The organism is Blastococcus sp. SYSU DS0552 (assembly GCF_054050815.1).
Genome location: NZ_JBJHAB010000004.1, coordinates 170,629 through 188,285 on the forward strand (window position 1 = coordinate 170,629; position 17,657 = coordinate 188,285).

Annotated in this window: 14 protein-coding genes; 13 read left to right on the forward strand and 1 reads right to left on the reverse strand. The window is 73.5% G+C overall.

All coding sequences use genetic code 11. From position 1 onward, the window contains the following. From ACI8AG_RS05920 to ACI8AG_RS05980, 13 genes are all read left to right on the forward strand, one after another. A complete protein-coding gene (locus tag ACI8AG_RS05920; protein ID WP_456589106.1) occupies window positions 1–1,332 on the forward strand; it encodes an NADH-quinone oxidoreductase subunit D in 1,332 nt (443 codons plus the stop codon). Continuing rightward, a complete protein-coding gene (gene nuoE / locus ACI8AG_RS05925; RefSeq protein ID WP_456596284.1) occupies window positions 1,329–2,411 on the forward strand; it encodes an NADH-quinone oxidoreductase subunit NuoE in 1,083 nt (360 codons plus the stop codon). The genes ACI8AG_RS05920 and nuoE overlap by 4 nt, the downstream gene beginning before the upstream one ends. Window positions 2,412–2,414: 3 nt before the next feature. After that, window positions 2,415–3,743: an NADH-quinone oxidoreductase subunit NuoF gene (gene nuoF, locus ACI8AG_RS05930; protein ID WP_456596285.1), complete on the forward strand. Its 1,329-nt coding sequence runs from the start codon at window positions 2,415–2,417 to the stop codon at window positions 3,741–3,743. After that, complete coding sequence (locus ACI8AG_RS05935; protein ID WP_456596286.1) at window positions 3,740–6,235, forward strand: NADH-quinone oxidoreductase subunit G; 2,496 nt, start codon at window positions 3,740–3,742, stop codon at window positions 6,233–6,235. Before nuoF ends, ACI8AG_RS05935 begins: the two co-directional genes overlap by 4 nt. After that, window positions 6,232–7,704, forward strand: a complete 1,473-nt coding sequence (gene nuoH / locus ACI8AG_RS05940) for an NADH-quinone oxidoreductase subunit NuoH (protein ID WP_456589102.1) — start codon at window positions 6,232–6,234, stop codon at window positions 7,702–7,704. The genes ACI8AG_RS05935 and nuoH overlap by 4 nt, the downstream gene beginning before the upstream one ends. Beyond that, window positions 7,697–8,335, forward strand: a complete 639-nt coding sequence (gene nuoI / locus ACI8AG_RS05945) for an NADH-quinone oxidoreductase subunit NuoI (RefSeq protein ID WP_456589101.1) — start codon at window positions 7,697–7,699, stop codon at window positions 8,333–8,335. Before nuoH ends, nuoI begins: the two co-directional genes overlap by 8 nt. Further along, window positions 8,332–9,177 carry an NADH-quinone oxidoreductase subunit J gene (locus tag ACI8AG_RS05950; RefSeq protein ID WP_456596287.1) on the forward strand — a complete coding sequence of 282 codons (846 nt, stop codon included), beginning with the start codon at window positions 8,332–8,334 and terminating at the stop codon, window positions 9,175–9,177. The genes nuoI and ACI8AG_RS05950 overlap by 4 nt, the downstream gene beginning before the upstream one ends. Then, a complete protein-coding gene (nuoK, locus tag ACI8AG_RS05955) occupies window positions 9,174–9,473 on the forward strand; it encodes an NADH-quinone oxidoreductase subunit NuoK (RefSeq protein WP_091931090.1) in 300 nt (99 codons plus the stop codon). The genes ACI8AG_RS05950 and nuoK overlap by 4 nt, the downstream gene beginning before the upstream one ends. 20 nt (window positions 9,474–9,493) lie before the next feature. Continuing rightward, window positions 9,494–11,401, forward strand: coding sequence for an NADH-quinone oxidoreductase subunit L (gene nuoL, locus ACI8AG_RS05960; RefSeq protein WP_456589099.1), 1,908 nt, complete (start codon window positions 9,494–9,496; stop codon window positions 11,399–11,401). Window positions 11,402–11,471: 70 nt separating this feature from the next. After that, window positions 11,472–13,067 carry an NADH-quinone oxidoreductase subunit M gene (locus ACI8AG_RS05965; protein ID WP_456589098.1) on the forward strand — a complete coding sequence of 532 codons (1,596 nt, stop codon included), beginning with the start codon at window positions 11,472–11,474 and terminating at the stop codon, window positions 13,065–13,067. Continuing rightward, window positions 13,064–14,608: an NADH-quinone oxidoreductase subunit NuoN gene (gene nuoN, locus ACI8AG_RS05970; protein ID WP_456596288.1), complete on the forward strand. Its 1,545-nt coding sequence runs from the start codon at window positions 13,064–13,066 to the stop codon at window positions 14,606–14,608. The genes ACI8AG_RS05965 and nuoN overlap by 4 nt, the downstream gene beginning before the upstream one ends. 1 nt (window position 14,609) lies before the next feature. Further along, complete coding sequence (locus tag ACI8AG_RS05975; protein ID WP_456589096.1) at window positions 14,610–15,665, forward strand: polyprenyl synthetase family protein; 1,056 nt, start codon at window positions 14,610–14,612, stop codon at window positions 15,663–15,665. Between the two features lie 100 nt (window positions 15,666–15,765). Continuing rightward, a complete protein-coding gene (locus tag ACI8AG_RS05980; RefSeq protein WP_456596289.1) occupies window positions 15,766–16,920 on the forward strand; it encodes a PQQ-dependent sugar dehydrogenase in 1,155 nt (384 codons plus the stop codon). Here the strand turns inward: ACI8AG_RS05980 and ACI8AG_RS05985 are convergent. Then, window positions 16,904–17,590 (reverse strand): pyridoxamine 5'-phosphate oxidase family protein, encoded by a 687-nt coding sequence (locus tag ACI8AG_RS05985; protein WP_456596290.1) that lies wholly within the window; start codon window positions 17,588–17,590, stop codon window positions 16,904–16,906. The genes ACI8AG_RS05980 and ACI8AG_RS05985 overlap by 17 nt on opposite strands. Window positions 17,591–17,657 lie beyond the last annotated feature (67 nt).

Sequence of the window (17,657 nt, forward strand, 5' to 3'; positions counted from 1 at the left end):
ATGAGCACGACCTACAACCCGGCCGACCCCTACGCCGGCTCGCGGGAGACCACCGAGGGGCGGGTCTACACCGTCACCGGCGGGGACTGGGACGTCACCCTCGGGGCCGACCCGCACGGCGAGGAGCGCCTCGTCGTCAACATGGGCCCGCAGCACCCGTCCACCCACGGCGTGCTCCGGCTGGTCCTCGACCTGGAGGGCGAGACGGTCACCAAGGCACGCGTGGTGATCGGCTACCTGCACACCGGCATCGAGAAGAACACCGAGTACCGCAACTGGGTGCAGGGCACGACGTTCGTGACCCGGATGGACTACCTGGCCCCGCTGTTCAACGAGGCCGGCTACTGCATGGCCGTCGAGAAGCTGCTCGGCGTCGAGATCCCGCAGCGCGCGGCCACCATCCGCGTGCTGGTGATGGAGCTGAACCGGATCGCCTCCCACCTGGTGGCGCTGGCCACCTTCGGCATGGAGATGGGTGCCCTCACGGGCATGACCAACGGCTTCCGCGAGCGCGAGATGGTCCTCGACCTGCTCGAGGAGATCACCGGGCTGCGGATGAACCACGCCTACATCCGCCCCGGCGGTCTGGCCCAGGACCTGCCCGAGGGGGCGGTCGAGCACATCCGGGAGTTCCTGGAGGTCTTCCCGAAGCGGGTCGCGGACTTCCACCGGCTGCTCACCGGCCAGCCGATCTGGCAGGCGCGGCTCAAGGACGCCGGGTACCTCGACCTCACCGGCTGCGTCGCCCTCGGCGTCACCGGGCCGGTCCTGCGCGCCACCGGGCTGGCCTGGGACCTGCGCAAGGTGGAGCCCTACCTGGGCTACGAGACCTACGACTTCGAGGTCCCCACCGCCGACACCTGCGATGCCTGGGGCCGCTACCTGGTGCGCATGGCCGAGGTGAACGAGTCGCTGAAGCTCATCGCCCAGGCGCTGGACCGGCTGGAGCCCGGCCCGGTGATGGTCGAGGACAAGAAGATCGCCTGGCCCGCCCAGCTCTCCCTGGGGCCCGACGGCATGGGCAACTCGCTGGACCACGTGCGGCACATCATGGGTCAGTCGATGGAGGCCCTGATCCACCACTTCAAGCTGGTCACCGAGGGCTTCCGGGTGCCGGCGGGGCAGGTCTACGTACCCCTCGAGTCCCCCCGCGGCGAGCTCGGCTACCACGTGGTCAGCGACGGCAGCACCCGCCCGTGGCGCGTCCACGTGCGCGACCCCAGTTTCGTGAACCTGCAGGCCACGGCGGCGATGAGCGAGGGCGGCATGATCGCCGACGTCATCGCCGCGATCGCCTCGATCGACCCGGTGATGGGGGGCGTCGACCGATGAGTGCACTGCCAGGCAGTCCCGAGGGGACGGCGGTCACCGGGCTGGACTCCAGCCCGGTCGACGTCGCGTCCCTCGCCGAGATCCCGCCGCTGCCCGAGCAGGCCCGGCTCGAGGCGCGCGAGATCATCGCCCGCTACCCGGTGGCCCGCTCGGCGCTGCTGCCGATGCTGCACCTGGTGCAGAGCTACCAGGGCTACGTCACCCCCGAGGGCGTCGCGCTGTGCGCCGAGGAGCTGGGGCTGACCAAGGCCGAGGTCGGGGCGGTCGCGACCTTCTACACGATGTACAAGCGCCGCCCCACCGGCCGGCACCTGGTCAGCGTCTGCACCAACACGCTCTGCGCCGTGCTGGGCGGGCAGCGGATCATGGACGCGCTGTCGGCCGACCTCGGCGTGCACCACGACGAGACCGCCGCCGACGGCTCGATCACCCTCGAGCACGCCGAGTGCCTCGCCGCCTGCGACTACGCGCCCGTGGTCACCGTGGACTACGAGTTCTACGACCAGCAGGACGTCGACAGCGCCCGCGAGCTGGTCGCGGCGCTGCGCCGGGGGGAGAAGCCGCTGCCGACCCGCGGCGCGCCGCTCACCGACTTCCGCGGCGTCTCCCGCCAGCTGGCGGGCTTCTCCCAGCACCCGGACGCGGCGGCCGCTGCCGCCGCCGTCGACGCGCCGGGGAACTACGAGCCCACCCTGCGCGGGCTGCGGCTGGCCGCCGATCGCGGGGAGGCAGCCCCGCCGATGCGCGGCCCGGAGCCCGAGCCGGCCGACGTCGGCGAGCCGCGGGAGACCGTGCGCCCCTCGGGGAGCACGGGGGAGACCCCGGGCAAGGAGGCGGCGGACGCGCGGGTGGCCGCCGCCGACACCCCGGCCGAGAAGGCCGGCGCCGCGGGCTCGCACCCCGACGCCCCCGAGCCGGCCGGCCGGCGGCTGCCCGACGGCCGCGAGGGCACCGACACCCCGGCCGGGCAGGAGCCCGGCACCAGTGGCCAGAGCCCTGCCACCCCACCCCCGGACACCCAGGGTCCCGGCGGCCCGACCCGGACCATCGAGGGCCGCGGCCCGAAGCGGAGGCGATGAACCGTGCCCCTCACCCCTGTCCTCACCAGCCGCTGGGGCGCCGAGCAGTCCTGGCGGCTCGCCACCTACGAGAGGCTCGACGGCTACTCCGCACTCCGCACCGCGCTGTCCATGCAGCCCGACGAGCTGGTCACCCTGGTCAAGGACTCCGGTCTGCGCGGCCGCGGCGGCGCCGGCTTCCCCACCGGCATGAAGTGGAGCTTCATCCCCCAGCCCAAGCCGGGGGAGGAGCCCACCGGGCCCGCGGCGATGCCCAAGTACCTCGTGGTCAACGCCGACGAGGGCGAGCCGGGCACCTGCAAGGACCTGCCGCTGATGATGGCCGACCCGCACTCGCTGATCGAGGGCGTGATCATCTCCTCCTACGCCATCCGGTCGAAACTGGCCGTCATCTACGTCCGCGGCGAGGCGGTGCACGCGCACCGGCGGCTGCTCAACGCCGTGGGTGAGGCCTACGCCGCCGGCTACCTCGGCACCGACATCCTCGGCTCCGGCTACGACCTGGAGCTGATCGTGCACGCCGGCGCCGGTGCGTACATCTGCGGCGAGGAGACGGCGCTGCTCGACTCGCTCGAGGGCTACCGCGGCCAGCCCCGGCTCAAGCCGCCGTTCCCCGCGGTCGCCGGCCTGTACGGGGCCCCGACCGTCATCAACAACGTCGAGACGCTGGCCAGCGTGCCGTTCGTCGTCCGCGGCGGGGCCGGGTGGTTCAAGGCGTTCGGCCCGGAGAAGTCGCCCGGCCCGAAGATCTACTCGCTGTCGGGCCGCGTCGTCCGGCCGGGCCAGTACGAGGCCCCCATGGGCACGACGATGCGCGAGCTGCTCGAGATGGCCGGCGGCATCCGCCCCGGTCACGAGCTGAAGTTCTGGACGCCGGGCGGCTCGTCGACGCCGTACTTCACGCCCGAGCACCTCGACGTCCCGCTGGACTTCGACTCCGTGGCCGCGGCGGGCTCGATGCTCGGCACCACCGCGCTCATGGTGTTCGACGAGACCGACTCGATCGTCGAGGCCACGCTCCGGTTCACCGAGTTCTACGCGCACGAGAGCTGCGGCAAGTGCACCCCCTGCCGGGAGGGCACCTACTGGCTGGTGCAGATCCTGGAGCGGATCGCGCACGGCCGCGGCACCGCCGCCGACCTGGACCTGCTGATCGACACCTGCGACAACATCCTGGGCCGCTCGTTCTGCGCCCTCGGCGACGGGGCGACCAGTTGCATCACCAGCTCGCTGAAGTACTTCAAGGACGACTACGTGGCCCTGCTGCCCCCCGAGGAGCAGGCCCGGCTGGGGCGCAGCCTCCGCCTCGAGCCCGTGGGAGCTGCGTCATGACCCTGACGCCCACCAACCCGCCGCCCGCCCCGGCCGTGCCGCCGGGCGCCCCCGGCCCGCACACCCCGCCGGACGCCGTCCGCTGCACGATCGACGGGTTCGAGGTCGCCGTGCCGAAGGGGACGCTGATCATCCGCGCCGCGGAGCAGGTCGGTGTCTTCATCCCGCGGTTCTGCGACCACCCGCTGCTCGAGCCGGTCGGCGCCTGCCGGCAGTGCCTGGTCGAGGTCGAGGGGCAGCGCAAGCCGGTCGCCTCGTGCACCATGCCGGTCACCGAGGGCATGGAGGTCCACACCCAGCTCACCAGCCCGGTCGCGGACAAGGCGCAGCAGGGCACCATGGAGCTGCTGCTGATCAACCACCCGCTCGACTGCCCGACCTGCGACAAGGGCGGCGAGTGCCCGCTGCAGAACCAGGCGATGAGCAACGGCCGCGCCGAGAGCCGGTTCGTCGACGAGAAGCGGACCTACCCCAAGCCGCTGCCGATCAGCAGCCAGGTGCTGCTGGACCGGGAGCGCTGCGTCCTCTGCGCCCGCTGCACCCGCTTCTCCCAGCAGGTCGCCGGCGACCCGTTCATCGAGCTGTTCGAGCGCGGCGCGCTGGAGCAGGTGGCGATCTACGAGGACGAGCCGTTCGAGTCCTACTTCTCCGGCAACACCACCCAGATCTGCCCGGTGGGGGCGCTGACCAGCGCCCAGTACCGGTTCCGTGCCCGGCCCTTTGACCTGCGCAGCGAGGACAGCGTCTGCGAGCACTGCGCCTCGGGCTGCGCCATGCGCACCGACTACCGGCGCGGCAAGGTCACCCGCCGCCAGGCCGGCGACGACCCGGCGGTCAACGAGGAGTGGACCTGCGACAAGGGCCGCTACGCGTTCCGCTACGCCAGCGCCAACGCCCGGCTGACCACCCCGCTGGTGCGCGGCGCCGACGGGGAGCTGCAGCCGGCGTCCTGGCCCGAGGCGTGGGCCGCGGCCGCCGCCGGCCTGCTCCGGGCCCGCGCCGAGGGCGGTGTCGGCGTGCTGCCCGGCGGCCGGCTCACCCTCGAGGACGCCTACGCGTGGGCCACGTTCGCCCGCGTGGCGCTGGGCACCAACGACGTCGACGCCCGTGCCCGCGCGCACTCCGCCGAGGAGCTGGAGTTCCTGGCGAGCACGATCGCCGGCACCGGCCCGGTGACCGGTGCGGTCACCTACGCCGACGTCGGCGAGGCGCCCGCCGTCCTCCTGGCCGGCCTCGAGCCGGAGGAGGAGTCCCCGATCCTCTTCCTGCGGCTGCGCCGCGCGGTGCGCACCCGCAAGCTGCCGGTCTTCGACCTCGCGCCGTTCGCCACCCGGGCCGCCGCGAAGCTGGAGGCCACGGTGCTCACCACGGTCCCCGGGGCGGAGGCGCGGTCGCTGCTCGCGCTCGCCGAGGGCACCTGGGGCGGGCCCGCGGTGGAGACGCTGCGGAAGCCGGGCGCCGTCGTCCTCGCCGGGGAGCGGCTGGCCGAGGTTCCCGGCGCGTTCTCCGCCCTGCTCGCCCTCTCCCGGGCCACCGGGGCCCGGCTCGCCTGGGTGCCCCGCCGCGCCGGCGAACGCGGCGCCGTCGAGGCCGGGGCGCTGCCGAACCTGCTCCCCGGTGGCCGGACCGTCGACGACGACGTCGCCCGCGCCGAGGTGGCCGCGGTCTGGGGCGTCGACCCCGGCGCCGTGCCCGCCGCCCCGGGGCGGGACACCACCGGCATCCTCACCGCGGCGCGCAGCGGCCGGCTGCCCGGCCTGCTGGTCGGCGGCGTCGACCCGGCCGACCTGCCCGACCCCGCCCTGGCGCTGGCGGCCCTCGACGCGGCGGCCTTCGTGGTCAGCCTGGAGATGTTCCCCAGCGCGGTCACCGAGCGCGCCGACGTCGTCCTGCCGGTCGCGGCCGCACCGGAGAAGGCGGGCAGCTACCTGGACTGGGAGGGCCGGCTGCGGTCCTTCGACGCGACGCTGCACGGCTCCGGGCAGCTGCCCGACGGCCGTGTCCTGCACGGCCTGGCCGACGCGATGGACGCCGACCTGCGGCTGCCTGCTCCCGAGGTGGCGCGGTCCGCGCTCTCCGCGCTGGGGGCCCGCCGGTCCGCCGCGACCGCCTCCGGGCCCGACGTCGCCCCGCCGGCCGCCCCGCTGCTCCGGGACGACGAGGCGGTCCTGGCGTCCTGGCGGCAGCTGCTCGACGTCGGCACCCTGCAGCGCGACGAGCCCGAGCTCGCCGGCACCGCCCGCCGCCCGGTCGCCCGCATCGGCACCGGCACGGCCGCCCGTCTCGGCCTGGCCGACGGCGACCGGCTCACCGTCAGCGGGCCCACCGGTTCGATCAGCCTGCCGGTGGTGGTCACCGCCATGCCCGACCAGGTGGTGTGGCTGCCGATGCGCTCGCCCGGCAGCGAGATCCGTTCCGCGCTGGGCGCCGGGCCCGGCGCGGTCGTGCGGCTGGCCCGCACGTCGGCCGTCGCCGGGGAGGTCGTGCGATGAACCTGTGGGCCGCGCCCGACCAGCCGACGCTGGCGGACTTCGGGCACGACGTCTGGTGGATCGTGCTCATCAAGATCGTCGGCGTCTTCGCTGTGCTGGTCGCGATGACGCTGTTCGCGATCGTGTTCGAGCGCAAGGTCGTCGCGCGGATGCAGCAGCGGATCGGGCCGAACACGGTCGGCCCGCGCGGCTACCTGCAGAGCCTCGCCGACGGGCTCAAGCTGGCGTTCAAGGAAGACATCATGCCGGCGATGGCCGACAAGCCGGTGTACTTCCTGGCTCCGGTGATCGCCACCGTCCCGGCGTTCGTCGCCTTCTCGGTGATCCCGATGGGCCCGGTCGTGAGCATCTTCGGCGAGCAGACGCCGCTCCAGCTCACCGACGCCCCGATCGGGGTGCTGATCATCCTGGCGATGTCCGCCATGGGCATCTACGGGATCGTGCTGGGCGGCTGGGCCTCCGGCTCCACCTACCCGCTGCTGGGCAGCATGCGCAGCGCGGCGCAGATGATCAGCTACGAGATCGCGATGGGGCTGTCCATCGTGGCGGTGTTCCTCTACGCCGGCACGATGTCCACCTCGGAGATCGTCGCCGCCCAGGCCGACGGCACCCAGCTCTCCTTCTTCGGCTGGGAGTTCACCGGTCCCAGCTGGTACGCCGTCCTGCTGCCGGTGTCCTTCGTGCTCTACGCGATCGCCGTCGTGGGGGAGACCAACCGGGCACCCTTCGACCTCCCCGAGGCCGAGAGCGAGCTCGTCGGCGGGTTCCACACCGAGTACTCGTCGCTGAAGTTCGCCCTGTTCTTCCTCGCCGAGTACATCAACATGGTCACCGTCTCGGCGCTCGCCGCGACGCTGTTCCTGGGCGGCTGGCGCGCGCCGTGGCCGATCTCCATCTGGGACGGCGCGAACACCGGCTGGTGGCCGCTGCTGTGGTTCTTCCTCAAGGTCGTCGCCGCCCTGTTCGTCTTCATCTGGCTGCGCGGCACGCTTCCCCGGCTGCGCTACGACCAGTTCATGCGCTTCGGGTGGAAGGTGCTCGTCCCGGTCGCGCTGGTCTGGATCCTGATCGTGGCGACGATGCGCACCGTCTCCCGGGAGACCGACCTCTCCACCGGCGAGGTGGCGGTCTACGTCGGGGTCCCGGCGGCGCTGCTGGTGCTCGCCGCGCTCTGGCTCGGCGGCCGTTCCGCGCAGCAGGACACCCGGCTCGCCGCCGCCGAGGCCGCGGCCGGCTCCAACCACCCGACCCGGGCCGAACCGGAGGTGCTGCCGCCGGCCGGGGCGCGCCGCCGGCCCGCCGGTGGCCCCGGCCGCGCCGAGGGCGGGTTCCCCGTCCCGCCGATGGACCTGCAGGTGCCGCCGTCGCCCCGGCTGCGGCGCCAGTCCACCACCACCGCCGACGCGGCCCCGGTCGTCAGCACCGGGCGGCGCGGCACCGCCACCGTCGAGGAGGAGCGCGATGCCTGACCGCGACGAGCGGGAGACCCCCGCGCACGGCAAGCCCGGCGAGCAGGACATGGTCCGGCGGTCCCGCGGGGAGGTGGAGCACTCCGCGGCGGGCGGACGCAACCGGCCCGCCGTCCGGGACAGCCTCCTGCCCGCCGCGGTCCAGGGGTTCGGGGTCACCTTCGCCCAGATCTTCCGGACCGTGACCACCGAGCAGTACCCGTACGAGCCGAAGGTGACCAAGCCGCGCTACCACGGCCGCCACGTGCTCAACCGGCATCCCGACGGGCTGGAGAAGTGCGTCGGCTGCGAGCTGTGCGCCTGGGCCTGCCCGGCCGACGCCATCTACGTCGAGGGTGGCGACAACACCGAGGACGAGCGCTACTCGCCCGGTGAGCGGTACGGCGCGGTCTACCAGATCAACTACCTGCGCTGCATCTTCTGCGGGCTGTGCATCGAGGCCTGCCCCACGCGGTCGCTGACGATGAGCAACGACTTCGAGCTCGCCGACGACAACCGGCGCGACCTGATCTACACCAAGGAACAGCTGATGGCCCCCCTGCTGCCCGGCATGGAGGCCACCCCGCACCCGATGCGGCTCGGCGACGACGAGAAGGACTACTACGTGCGCGAACCGGAGCCCCGGCCGTGACCCCGGACACCGCCGGCGTCGTCATCGGCACCGGCGAGGCCGTCGTCTTCTGGATCCTCGGCCCCGTCGCGCTGGCCGGGGCGCTGGGCATGGTGTTCAGCCGGAACGCGGTGCACTCCGCGCTCTGGCTGGTCCTGACGATGCTGTCGCTGGGGGTCTTCTACGTCGTCCAGGAGGCGCCGTTCCTCGGGGCGGCGCAGATCATCGTCTACACCGGCGCGATCATGATCCTGTTCCTCTTCGTGCTCATGCTCGTGGGCCGCGACTCCTCCGACTCGGTCGTGGAGACGCTCCGCGGCCAGCGGGTGGCGGCCACGCTGTTCGGCGTCGGATTCGCCGCGATCGCCGGGGCCGGCATCGCGCGGGCGACCCGGGACCTGCCGGTCGCCGGGCTCGAGGCGGTGCAGGGCGGGGCAGGCGGCGCTGCGTCGGGCAACGTCGAGGCGATCGCCGGCCTGCTGTACTCGCGGTACCTGGTGGCGTTCGAGGTCACCGGCGGGCTGCTGATCGTCGCGGCCGTCGGCGCGCTGGTCTTCACCCAGATGGAGCGGACCCCGGGCAGCCGCACGGGCCAGCGGGAGCTCTCCCGGGCGCGCTTCCTCACCGACCGGCCGCAGACGCTGCCGGGACCCGGGGTCTACGCCCGCGCCCACTCGGTGGCCGCGCCCGGGCTGCTGCCCGACGGCCGCTACGCCGACGACACGCTCGCCACCGGCATCGAGGCGCAGGAGATCGACCAGATGCCCCGTCCCACCGGCCGGGAGCAGCTCGGGTCACCCGACGCCGCCCTCGGGTCGATGGATCCCACCGTCAGCGACGTGCCCGGAGGGCGGGACCGGTGAGCCTGAGCCACTACCTCGTGCTCGCCGCGATCCTGTTCACCATCGGCGCGGTCGGCGTGCTCGTGCGGCGCAACGCGATCGTCGTGTTCATGTGCGTGGAGCTGATGCTCAACGCCGTCAACCTGACGCTGATCACCTTCGCCCGGTCCACCGGCACCGTCGACGGCCAGATCATCGCGCTGTTCGTCATGGTCGTCGCGGCCGCCGAGGTGGTCGTCGGGCTCGCGATCATCATGTCGATCTACCGGACCCGGCGGTCCGCCTCGATCGACGACGCCAACCTCCTCAAGTACTGACGCGCGGGACGGGGACTTCTGTGTCTGAGACGCTGCCCGCGGACGGGCTGCTGGGCTGGTCCTGGCTGCTGATCGCGCTGCCCCTGCTGGGGGCCGCGGTGCTGCTGCTGGGTGGCCGCCGCACCGACCGCTGGGGCCACCTGCTGGGGACGGCGACCGTCGGCGCGGCGTTCGTGCTGGCGGTGCTGTGCACGGTGCAGCTGGCCGGGCTGGACGAGCGCGCCGTCGACGTGGAGCTGTTCACCTTCATCGCCACCGGCGGGCTGGACGTCACCGCCGGGCTGCTCTACGACCCCCTGTCGGCGGTCTTCGTCCTGCTGATCACCGGCGTCGGCTCGCTGATCCACGTCTACTCGATCGGCTACATGGCGCACGACGCCGGACGCCGCCGGTTCTTCGCCTACCTCAACCTCTTCGTCGCGGCCATGCTGCTGCTGGTCCTGGGCAACAGCTTCGTGGCGCTCTACGTGGGCTGGGAGGGCGTCGGGCTGGCGTCGTACCTGCTCATCGCCTTCTGGTACACCCGCCCGGCCGCGGCCACCGCGGCGAAGAAGGCCTTCATCATGAACCGGGTCGGCGACGTCGGCCTGGCCCTGGCGATCTTCGTGATGTTCGCCCAGCTCGGGACGACCTCCTACGCCGGCGTCTTCGGGACGGTGGGCACCCTGGCGGGCGGGACGATCACCGCGATCGGCCTGCTCCTCCTGCTGGGTGCCTGCGGCAAGTCCGGCCAGTTCCCGCTGCAGGCGTGGCTGCCCGACGCCATGGAGGGCCCTACCCCGGTCTCGGCGCTGATCCACGCGGCCACGATGGTCACCGCGGGCGTCTACCTCATCGCCCGGTCGGCCCCCATCTACGACCTGACGCCCACCGCGCGGGCGGTGGTGCTGGCGATCGGCGCGCTCACCCTGCTGATCGGGGCGGTCGCCGGCTGCGCCTACGACGACATCAAGAAGGTGCTGGCCTGGTCGACGGTCAGCCAGATCGGCTACATGTTCCTGGCCGTCGGGCTCGGGCCCGCCGGCTACGTCGCCGGCCTGGCGCACCTGCTCGCGCACGGGTTCTTCAAGGCCGGGCTGTTCCTCGGCGCCGGCTCGGTCATGCACGCGATGCGCGACTCGGTGGACATGCGGCGCTTCGGCGGCCTGTGGAACAAGCTGCCGGTCACCTTCGTCACCTTCGGGCTGGGCTACCTCGCGCTCATCGGGTTCCCGTTCCTCTCCGGCTACTTCACCAAGGACGCGATCATCGAGGCCGCGCTGGACCGGGACGACGTCTGGGGCTGGGTGCTCGGCGGGGTCGCCGTGCTGGGCGCGGGGCTCACCGCCTTCTACATGACCCGGCTGATGCTCATGACCTTCTTCGGCCGGCCCCGCTGGGAGGAGGGCGTCCACCCGCACGAGGCACCCCCGGTGATGACCGCGCCGATGGTGGTGCTCGCCGTCGGCTCGGTCGCCGCCGGTGGCCTGCTGGTGTCGGTGTTCCCCCTGTCGGGCTGGCTGGAGCCGGTCTTCGGCGAGCCGGCGGAGGCCGCCCACGTGGTGGCCCCGGCGGTCATCGGCCTGGTGGTGACGGTCGTGATGCTGCTCGGCGTGCTGGTCGCCTGGCTGTTCGTCGGCCGCCGCGAGGTGCCGGTGACCGCGCCGGTCCGGGTCTCCCCGGTCACCCGCGCGGCCCGCAACGGCCTCTACGCCGACGCGGTGAACGAGTCGCTGTTCATGCGGCCGGGGCAGTGGCTCACCCGCGCCCTGGTCTGGCTCGACAACCGCGGCGTCGACGGCGCCGTCAACGGCCTGGCCGCGGGCCTGGGCGGCTCGTCGTCCCGGCTGGGCCGGCTGCAGACCGGCTTCGTGCGCAGCTACGCCCTCGGCATGCTCGGCGGCGCCGTCGTGGTCGCGGGCGCGCTGCTGGCGGTGACGTCCGGATGAGCGGGCCGTCCCGCGGAAGCGAACACATGGTTTCGAGCGCCGACCGGTGCCCCGGAAAGGACGTGCTGCGGTGAGCGACTTCCCCTGGCTGCTGGCGATGATCGCCGTGCCGGCCGTCGGCGCCGCGGCGGTGGCCGCCCTGCCGCGCGGGCGCGACCTGCTCGCCAAGCAGGTGACCCTCGCCGTCAGCCTGGTCGTGCTGGTGCTGGCCGTGCTCACGACGCTCGCGTTCGACGCCGGCGGCCCGCGGTTCCAGCTGACGACGGCGGTCTCCTGGATCCCCGACTTCGGGTCGGAGTTCGCGCTGGGGGTCGACGGCATCGCCCTGGTGATGGTGCTGCTCGTCGGCGTCCTGGTGCCCCTGGTGGTCGCCGCCTCCTGGCACGAGGCCGACGGCGGCCGCCGCCCGGTGCGGGTCTTCTTCGCCTGGCTGCTGCTGCTCGAGGCGATGATGGTCGGCGTCTTCGTCGCCACCGACGTGCTGCTGTTCTACGTCTTCTTCGAGGCGATGCTCGTCCCGATGTACTTCCTGATCGGCAGCTTCGGCGGGCCGCGCCGGCAGTACGCGGCGGTCAAGTTCTTCGTCTACAGCCTGGTCGGCGGGCTGGTGATGCTCGCCTCGGTCATCGGCCTGTACGTGGTCAGCAGCGGCGCGCTCGGCGAGGGGACCTTCGCGTTCGACGCGCTCCGGCAGCTCGACATCGACCCCGACGTCCAGCGGTTGCTGTTCCTCGGCTTCTTCGTCGCCTTCGCCATCAAGGCGCCGCTGGTGCCCTTCCACACCTGGCTGCCCGACTCCGGTGCCGAGGCCCCGATCGGCGGGGCGGTGCTGCTGGTCGGCGTCCTGGACAAGGTCGGCACCTTCGGCTTCCTGCGCTACTGCCTGCCGCTGTTCCCCGACGCGTCGCGGGAGTTCGCCCCGTTCGTGCTGGTCCTGGCGGTGGTCGGCATCCTCTACGCGGCGCTGCTGGCGATGGGCCAGAGCGACATGAAGCGGCTGGTCTCCTACACCTCGATCTCGCACTTCGGCTTCATCGCGCTGGGCATCTTCGCCTTCACCACCGAGGCCGGCACCGGCGCGGTGCTCTACATGGTCAACCACGGCCTGGCGACCGGGCTGCTGTTCCTCGTCGTCGGCATGCTCATCGCCCGTGGGGGCTCCCGCCGGATCGCCGACTACGGCGGCGTCGCCGCGAAGGCCCCGCTGCTGGCCGGCGCCTTCCTGGTGGCCGGGCTCGCGTCGCTGGCCCTGCCGGGCACCAACAGCTTCGTCAGCGAGTTCCTCGTGCTGATCGGCTCGTTCCCCGAGCGGCCGGTGTTCACCGTGCTGGCGACGGTCGGCATCGTCCTGGCGGCGCTCTACGTGCTGCTCATGTACCAGCGCACCATGCACGGTCCGCCCCGTGGCGTGCTGCTGCAGGAGGACCCCGCCGAACCGGTGGCGGTCGGTGGGGGAGCCACCGCCACGCTGACCGCCCCGCGGACCGCCCCGCGCCGCTCCCTGCGGGTGCTCGACCTCGACCGGCGCGAGCTGGCCGTCGTCGTGCCGCTGGTGGCGCTGATCATCGGCCTGGGTGTGTACCCGCAGCCGCTGATCGACCTGATCGAACCGGCCGTCGTCGCCACCCTGGGTGACCTGGGCGCCTCCGGAGGGACCGACCGATGATCGAGGCACCCGACCTCTCCTGGGCCGCGCTGGCCCCGCTGCTGGTCGTGTTCGGCGCGGCGTGCGCCGGGATCCTGGTGGAGGCCTTCGTGCCGCGGGACCGGCGCCACGCGGCCCAGGTGGCGCTCGCGCTGGTCGGCACCGTCGGCGCCCTCCTCGCCGTCCTGATCGTCGCCTGGGCCCGCGAGCCCGAGGTCACCGCCGGTGGCGCGCTGGCGGTCGACGACCCGGCGCTCTTCCTGCAGGCGACCATCGCCGGCCTGGGTGCGCTGTCGGTCCTGCTGTTCGCCGAGCGCGCGCTCGATCCGGCGCGGTCGGCGTTCGTCGTCAGCGCCGCCGTCCCCGCGGGCAGCCCGCGCGACCGGGAGCTGGCCACGGTGCCCCGGGTGCAGACCGAGGTCTACCCGCTGGCCACCTTCGCGCTCGGCGGCATGATGCTGTTCGTCGCGGCGAACGACCTGCTGGTCATGTTCGTGGCGCTGGAGGTGCTCAGCCTGCCGCTGTACCTGATCAGCGGGATGGCCCGGCGGCGCCGGCTGCTCTCCCAGGAGGCGGCGGTCAAGTACTTCCTGCTGGGCGCCTTCGCCTCGGCGTTCTTCCTGTACGGCCTGGCGCTGGTCTACGGCGCGGTCGGCAGCGTCCGGCTCAGCGACATCCGGGACGTCGCGACCGTGGACGGCGGCGGTGTCCTGCTGGTCCTGGGCCTGGCGCTGCTGGTCGTCGGCCTGCTCTTCAAGGCCAGCGTGGCGCCGTTCCACGCCTGGACGCCCGACGTCTACCAGGGCGCCCCGACGCCGGTCACCGCCTTCATGGCGGCCTGCACCAAGGTTGCGGCCTTCGGCGCGATCCTGCGCCTGCTCTACGTCGCGTTCGGCCCCGTGGAGTGGACCTGGCGGCCGCTGATCTACGCCGCGGCCATCGTCTCCATGGTCGTGGGCGCGATCCTCGGGCTGACCCAGACCGACCTCAAGCGCATGCTCGCCTACTCCTCGGTGGCGCACGCCGGCTTCCTGCTCACCGGCGTCATCGGCCTCGGCGCCGACGGCGGCGGCTCCGGCCTGTCCGCCACGATGTTCTACCTGCTGGCCTACGGCATCACCACGCTCGGCGCCTTCGCCGTCCTGACCCTCGTGCGGGACGGCGACGGCGAGGCGAGCCACCTGTCGCAGTGGGCGGGGCTGGGCGCGCGCTCCCCCGTCACGGCCGCGATCATGACCCTCTTCCTGCTGGCGCTGGCCGGGATCCCGCTCACCGCCGGGTTCACCGGCAAGTTCGCGGTCTTCCGCGCCGCGATCGAGCAGGGCGCCTGGCCGCTGGCGCTGGTGGCGCTGCTGGCCAGCGCGGTGGCGGCCTTCTTCTACCTCCGGGTCATCGTGCTCATGTACTTCTCCGAGCCGGTCGCCGACGGCCCGACGGTGGGGGTGCCCGGGCTCCCGACGACGATCGTGCTCGCGGTGACCGCGGCCGTGACCCTCGCGCTCGGCATCCTGCCCGGGGCGGTGCTCGACCTCGCCGAGCAGGCGGCTAGATTCGTCGGTTGATATGACCGGAGCCCGTGCTGCAGCCGACGGCACCCCCACCGAGGTCTGGCACCGGATCTCCACCCCGGCGTCGACCATCGGCCCCTGGCTCCCCGAGGGCGACCTCGGGGAGGCGCTGGCCGACGGGCTGGCCCGGGTGGAGGCCGAGCTGGCCGTCGCCGTGGGCAGCGAGCACCCGTTCGTGCGGGAGGCCGCCGGTCACCTCATGGCCGCCGGCGGCAAGCGGTTCCGGCCGATGCTGGCGCTCCTGGCCGCCCAGCTGGGCGATCCGTCCGCCGCGGAGGTCACGCAGGGCGCCGTGGTCTGCGAGCTCACCCACCTCGCCACGCTGTACCACGACGACGTCATGGACGAGGCCGCCGTGCGCCGGGGCGCCCCCAGCGCGAACAGCCGGTGGAGCAACAGCATCGCCATCCTGACCGGCGACCTGCTCTTCGCCCGGGCGTCGGACATCCTCGCCGACCTGGGTCCCGAGGCCGTGCGGGTCCAGGCGCGGACCTTCGAGCGCCTGGTCACCGGGCAGATCAAGGAGACCGTCGGCGCCCAGCCCGGCGACGACGCGATCGCCCACTACCTGCAGGTGCTCGCCGACAAGACCGGCTCGCTGGTGGCGACGTCGGCCCGTTTCGGGGCCTCCTTCTCCGGCGTGGACGACGACCTCGTGGCGGCGCTGACCGAGTTCGGCGAGGAGGTCGGCGTCGCCTTCCAGATCTCCGACGACCTGATCGACATCGTCAGCACCGACGACGTCTCCGGGAAGTCGCCGGGCACCGACCTCCGCGAGGGGATCGCCACCCTGCCGGTGCTGTTCGCGCTGGCCGGCGACGACCCCGCGGAGGCTCGGCTCCGCGAGCTGGTCGCCGGCCCGGTCACCGACGACGCCGAGCACGCCGAGGCGCTCGCGCTGCTCCGGTCCTCCCGGTCGCTGGCACGCGCCACCGACGTGCTGCGCGAGTACGCCGACCGGGCGCGCGGCCGGCTGGACGACGTCCCGGCCGGTGAGGTGCGCGACGCGCTCTCGGCGCTGTGCGACTACGTGGTCACGCGCACCAGCTAGCGGAAGGACCCCCATGCCCTCCGAAGTCGGCGAGCGCGGGCTCGTCCGAAGGCTCGCCCGGAGCGTGCGAGGGGTGAGAGGGGCGAGGTCCTTCTGCTGCATGGGGGCCGCCCTCCTGCTCGCGGCGTGCTCGGGCGGGTCGGAGGAGGACGCCGGCTCGGTCTCGACGCCCCCGACCACCTCGGCTCCCACCGGTGCTCCGTCGCTGCGGGTCGAGGTGGTGGCCGACGGGCTCGACCACCCCTGGGACGTCGCCCAGAGCGAGGACGGCACCCTGCTGCTCGACGAACGCGCGGGCGGCTTCACGGCGGTGCTCCCGGACGGCACCGTGCGGGAGGTGCAGGCCGACCTCGGTGACCTGTTCGTGGCGGGGGAGACCGGCCTGATGGGCCTGGCGCTGGACCCGGCGTTCGCCGGGAACCGGCGGTTCTACACGTGCCAGGGGGATCGGGAGGGGTTCATCGGCGTCGTCGCCTGGACGGTGGCGGGCGACTGGTCGTCCGCCACCCGGGTCGACGACCCGCTGATCGGCGGCATCCCGCTCAACGAGCGCAGCGGCCGGCACGGCGGCTGCCGGCTCGAGCTCGGGCCGGACGGCGCGCTGTTGGTCGGCACCGGGGACAACGCGGTCGGCACCCACCCCCAGGACCTCGGCTCGCTGGCCGGCAAGGTGCTCCGCGCCGACCCCGCCACCGGCCAGGCTCCACCGGACAACCCCTTCGTCGCTCCGGACGACGGTGCGGCCGACCTGATCTGGACCTACGGGCACCGCAACGTCCAGGGCCTGGCCCGGCGGCCGGGCACGGATCAGGTCTACTCGGTCGAGCACGGGCCCGACCGGAACGACGAGGTCAACCTGCTGCGCCCCGGCGCCAACTACGGCTGGGACCCCGTGGGCGGCGGGGGCTACGACGAGAGCGTGCCGATGACCGACCCGGAGATCGAGGGGGCGGTCCCGGCGGTCTGGGACTCGGGCGCCCCGCCCATCGCCCCGAGCGACGGCACGTTCCTCGACGGGGACCAGTGGGGCGACTACGACGGGCTGCTCCTGCTCGGTGCGCTGCGCGGGCAGCACGTGCTGGCGCTGCGCCTGGACGAGGCCGGCGCCCTCGTCGAGCAGTTCCGGCTGCCCGAGCTGGACGGCACCTACGGGCGCATCCGCACCGTCGAGCACGGCACCGACGGTGCGCTGTACGTGACCACCGACAACGGCGGCGGCCGGGACCAGCTGCTCCGCGTCACCCCGCAGGGCTGAGGACCCGGCCGGTCACCCGCAGGGGGACGGTGGTCCCGGCGGGCAGCAGGGGGCAGGGCTCCGGCTCGCCCAGCACCGTCCGGATGGGCAGGACGCCGGCCCACACCGGGTCCGGGGCCGCCGCGCCCTCGATGTCGCGCTCGTCGTCCCCCGGCGGGCCGGTGCGGATCTTCACGCTCGCCTCGGCGAGGTCGAGGGCCAGCACCGCGGTGGCGGCCAGCTCCCTGCGGTCGGGCCGGCGGGTCGCCGTCCAGGATCCGGGCGCCAGGTGCTCGGTGAGCACCTCCAGGCCGAGCAGCCGCTCGTCCGGGTCCTGCACCAGGCGGGCCCGCCCGTGCACGACCGCGCAGCGGTAGTTGACCGAGTGGTGGAAGGCCGAGCGCGCGTAGACGATCCCGTCCAGGTGGGTCACGGTGAAGCAGACCGGCGCGCCGGCGGCCGCGCCCCGCAGCGTCGCGGCCCCCGTCGAGCCGTGCAGGTAGAGGGTGTCCCCGCGCCGGCCGTAGCCCGTCGGCAGCACGACCGGGGCGTCGCCCAGCTGCACGCCGAGATGGCCGATCAGGCCGGCGTCGAGCACGGCGTAGAGGTCGGCCCGGTCGGTGCGGGCACGCTTCGCGCCCCGGCGGACGGTGCTGCGGTCGGTGGGGGAGAGCGGCGGGGCGGTGTCCACGACGTCGATCCTGGACGGCGCAGGTGGTCCTCCGGAACGACCAATCCGCTAGATTCCCGGCAGTCCA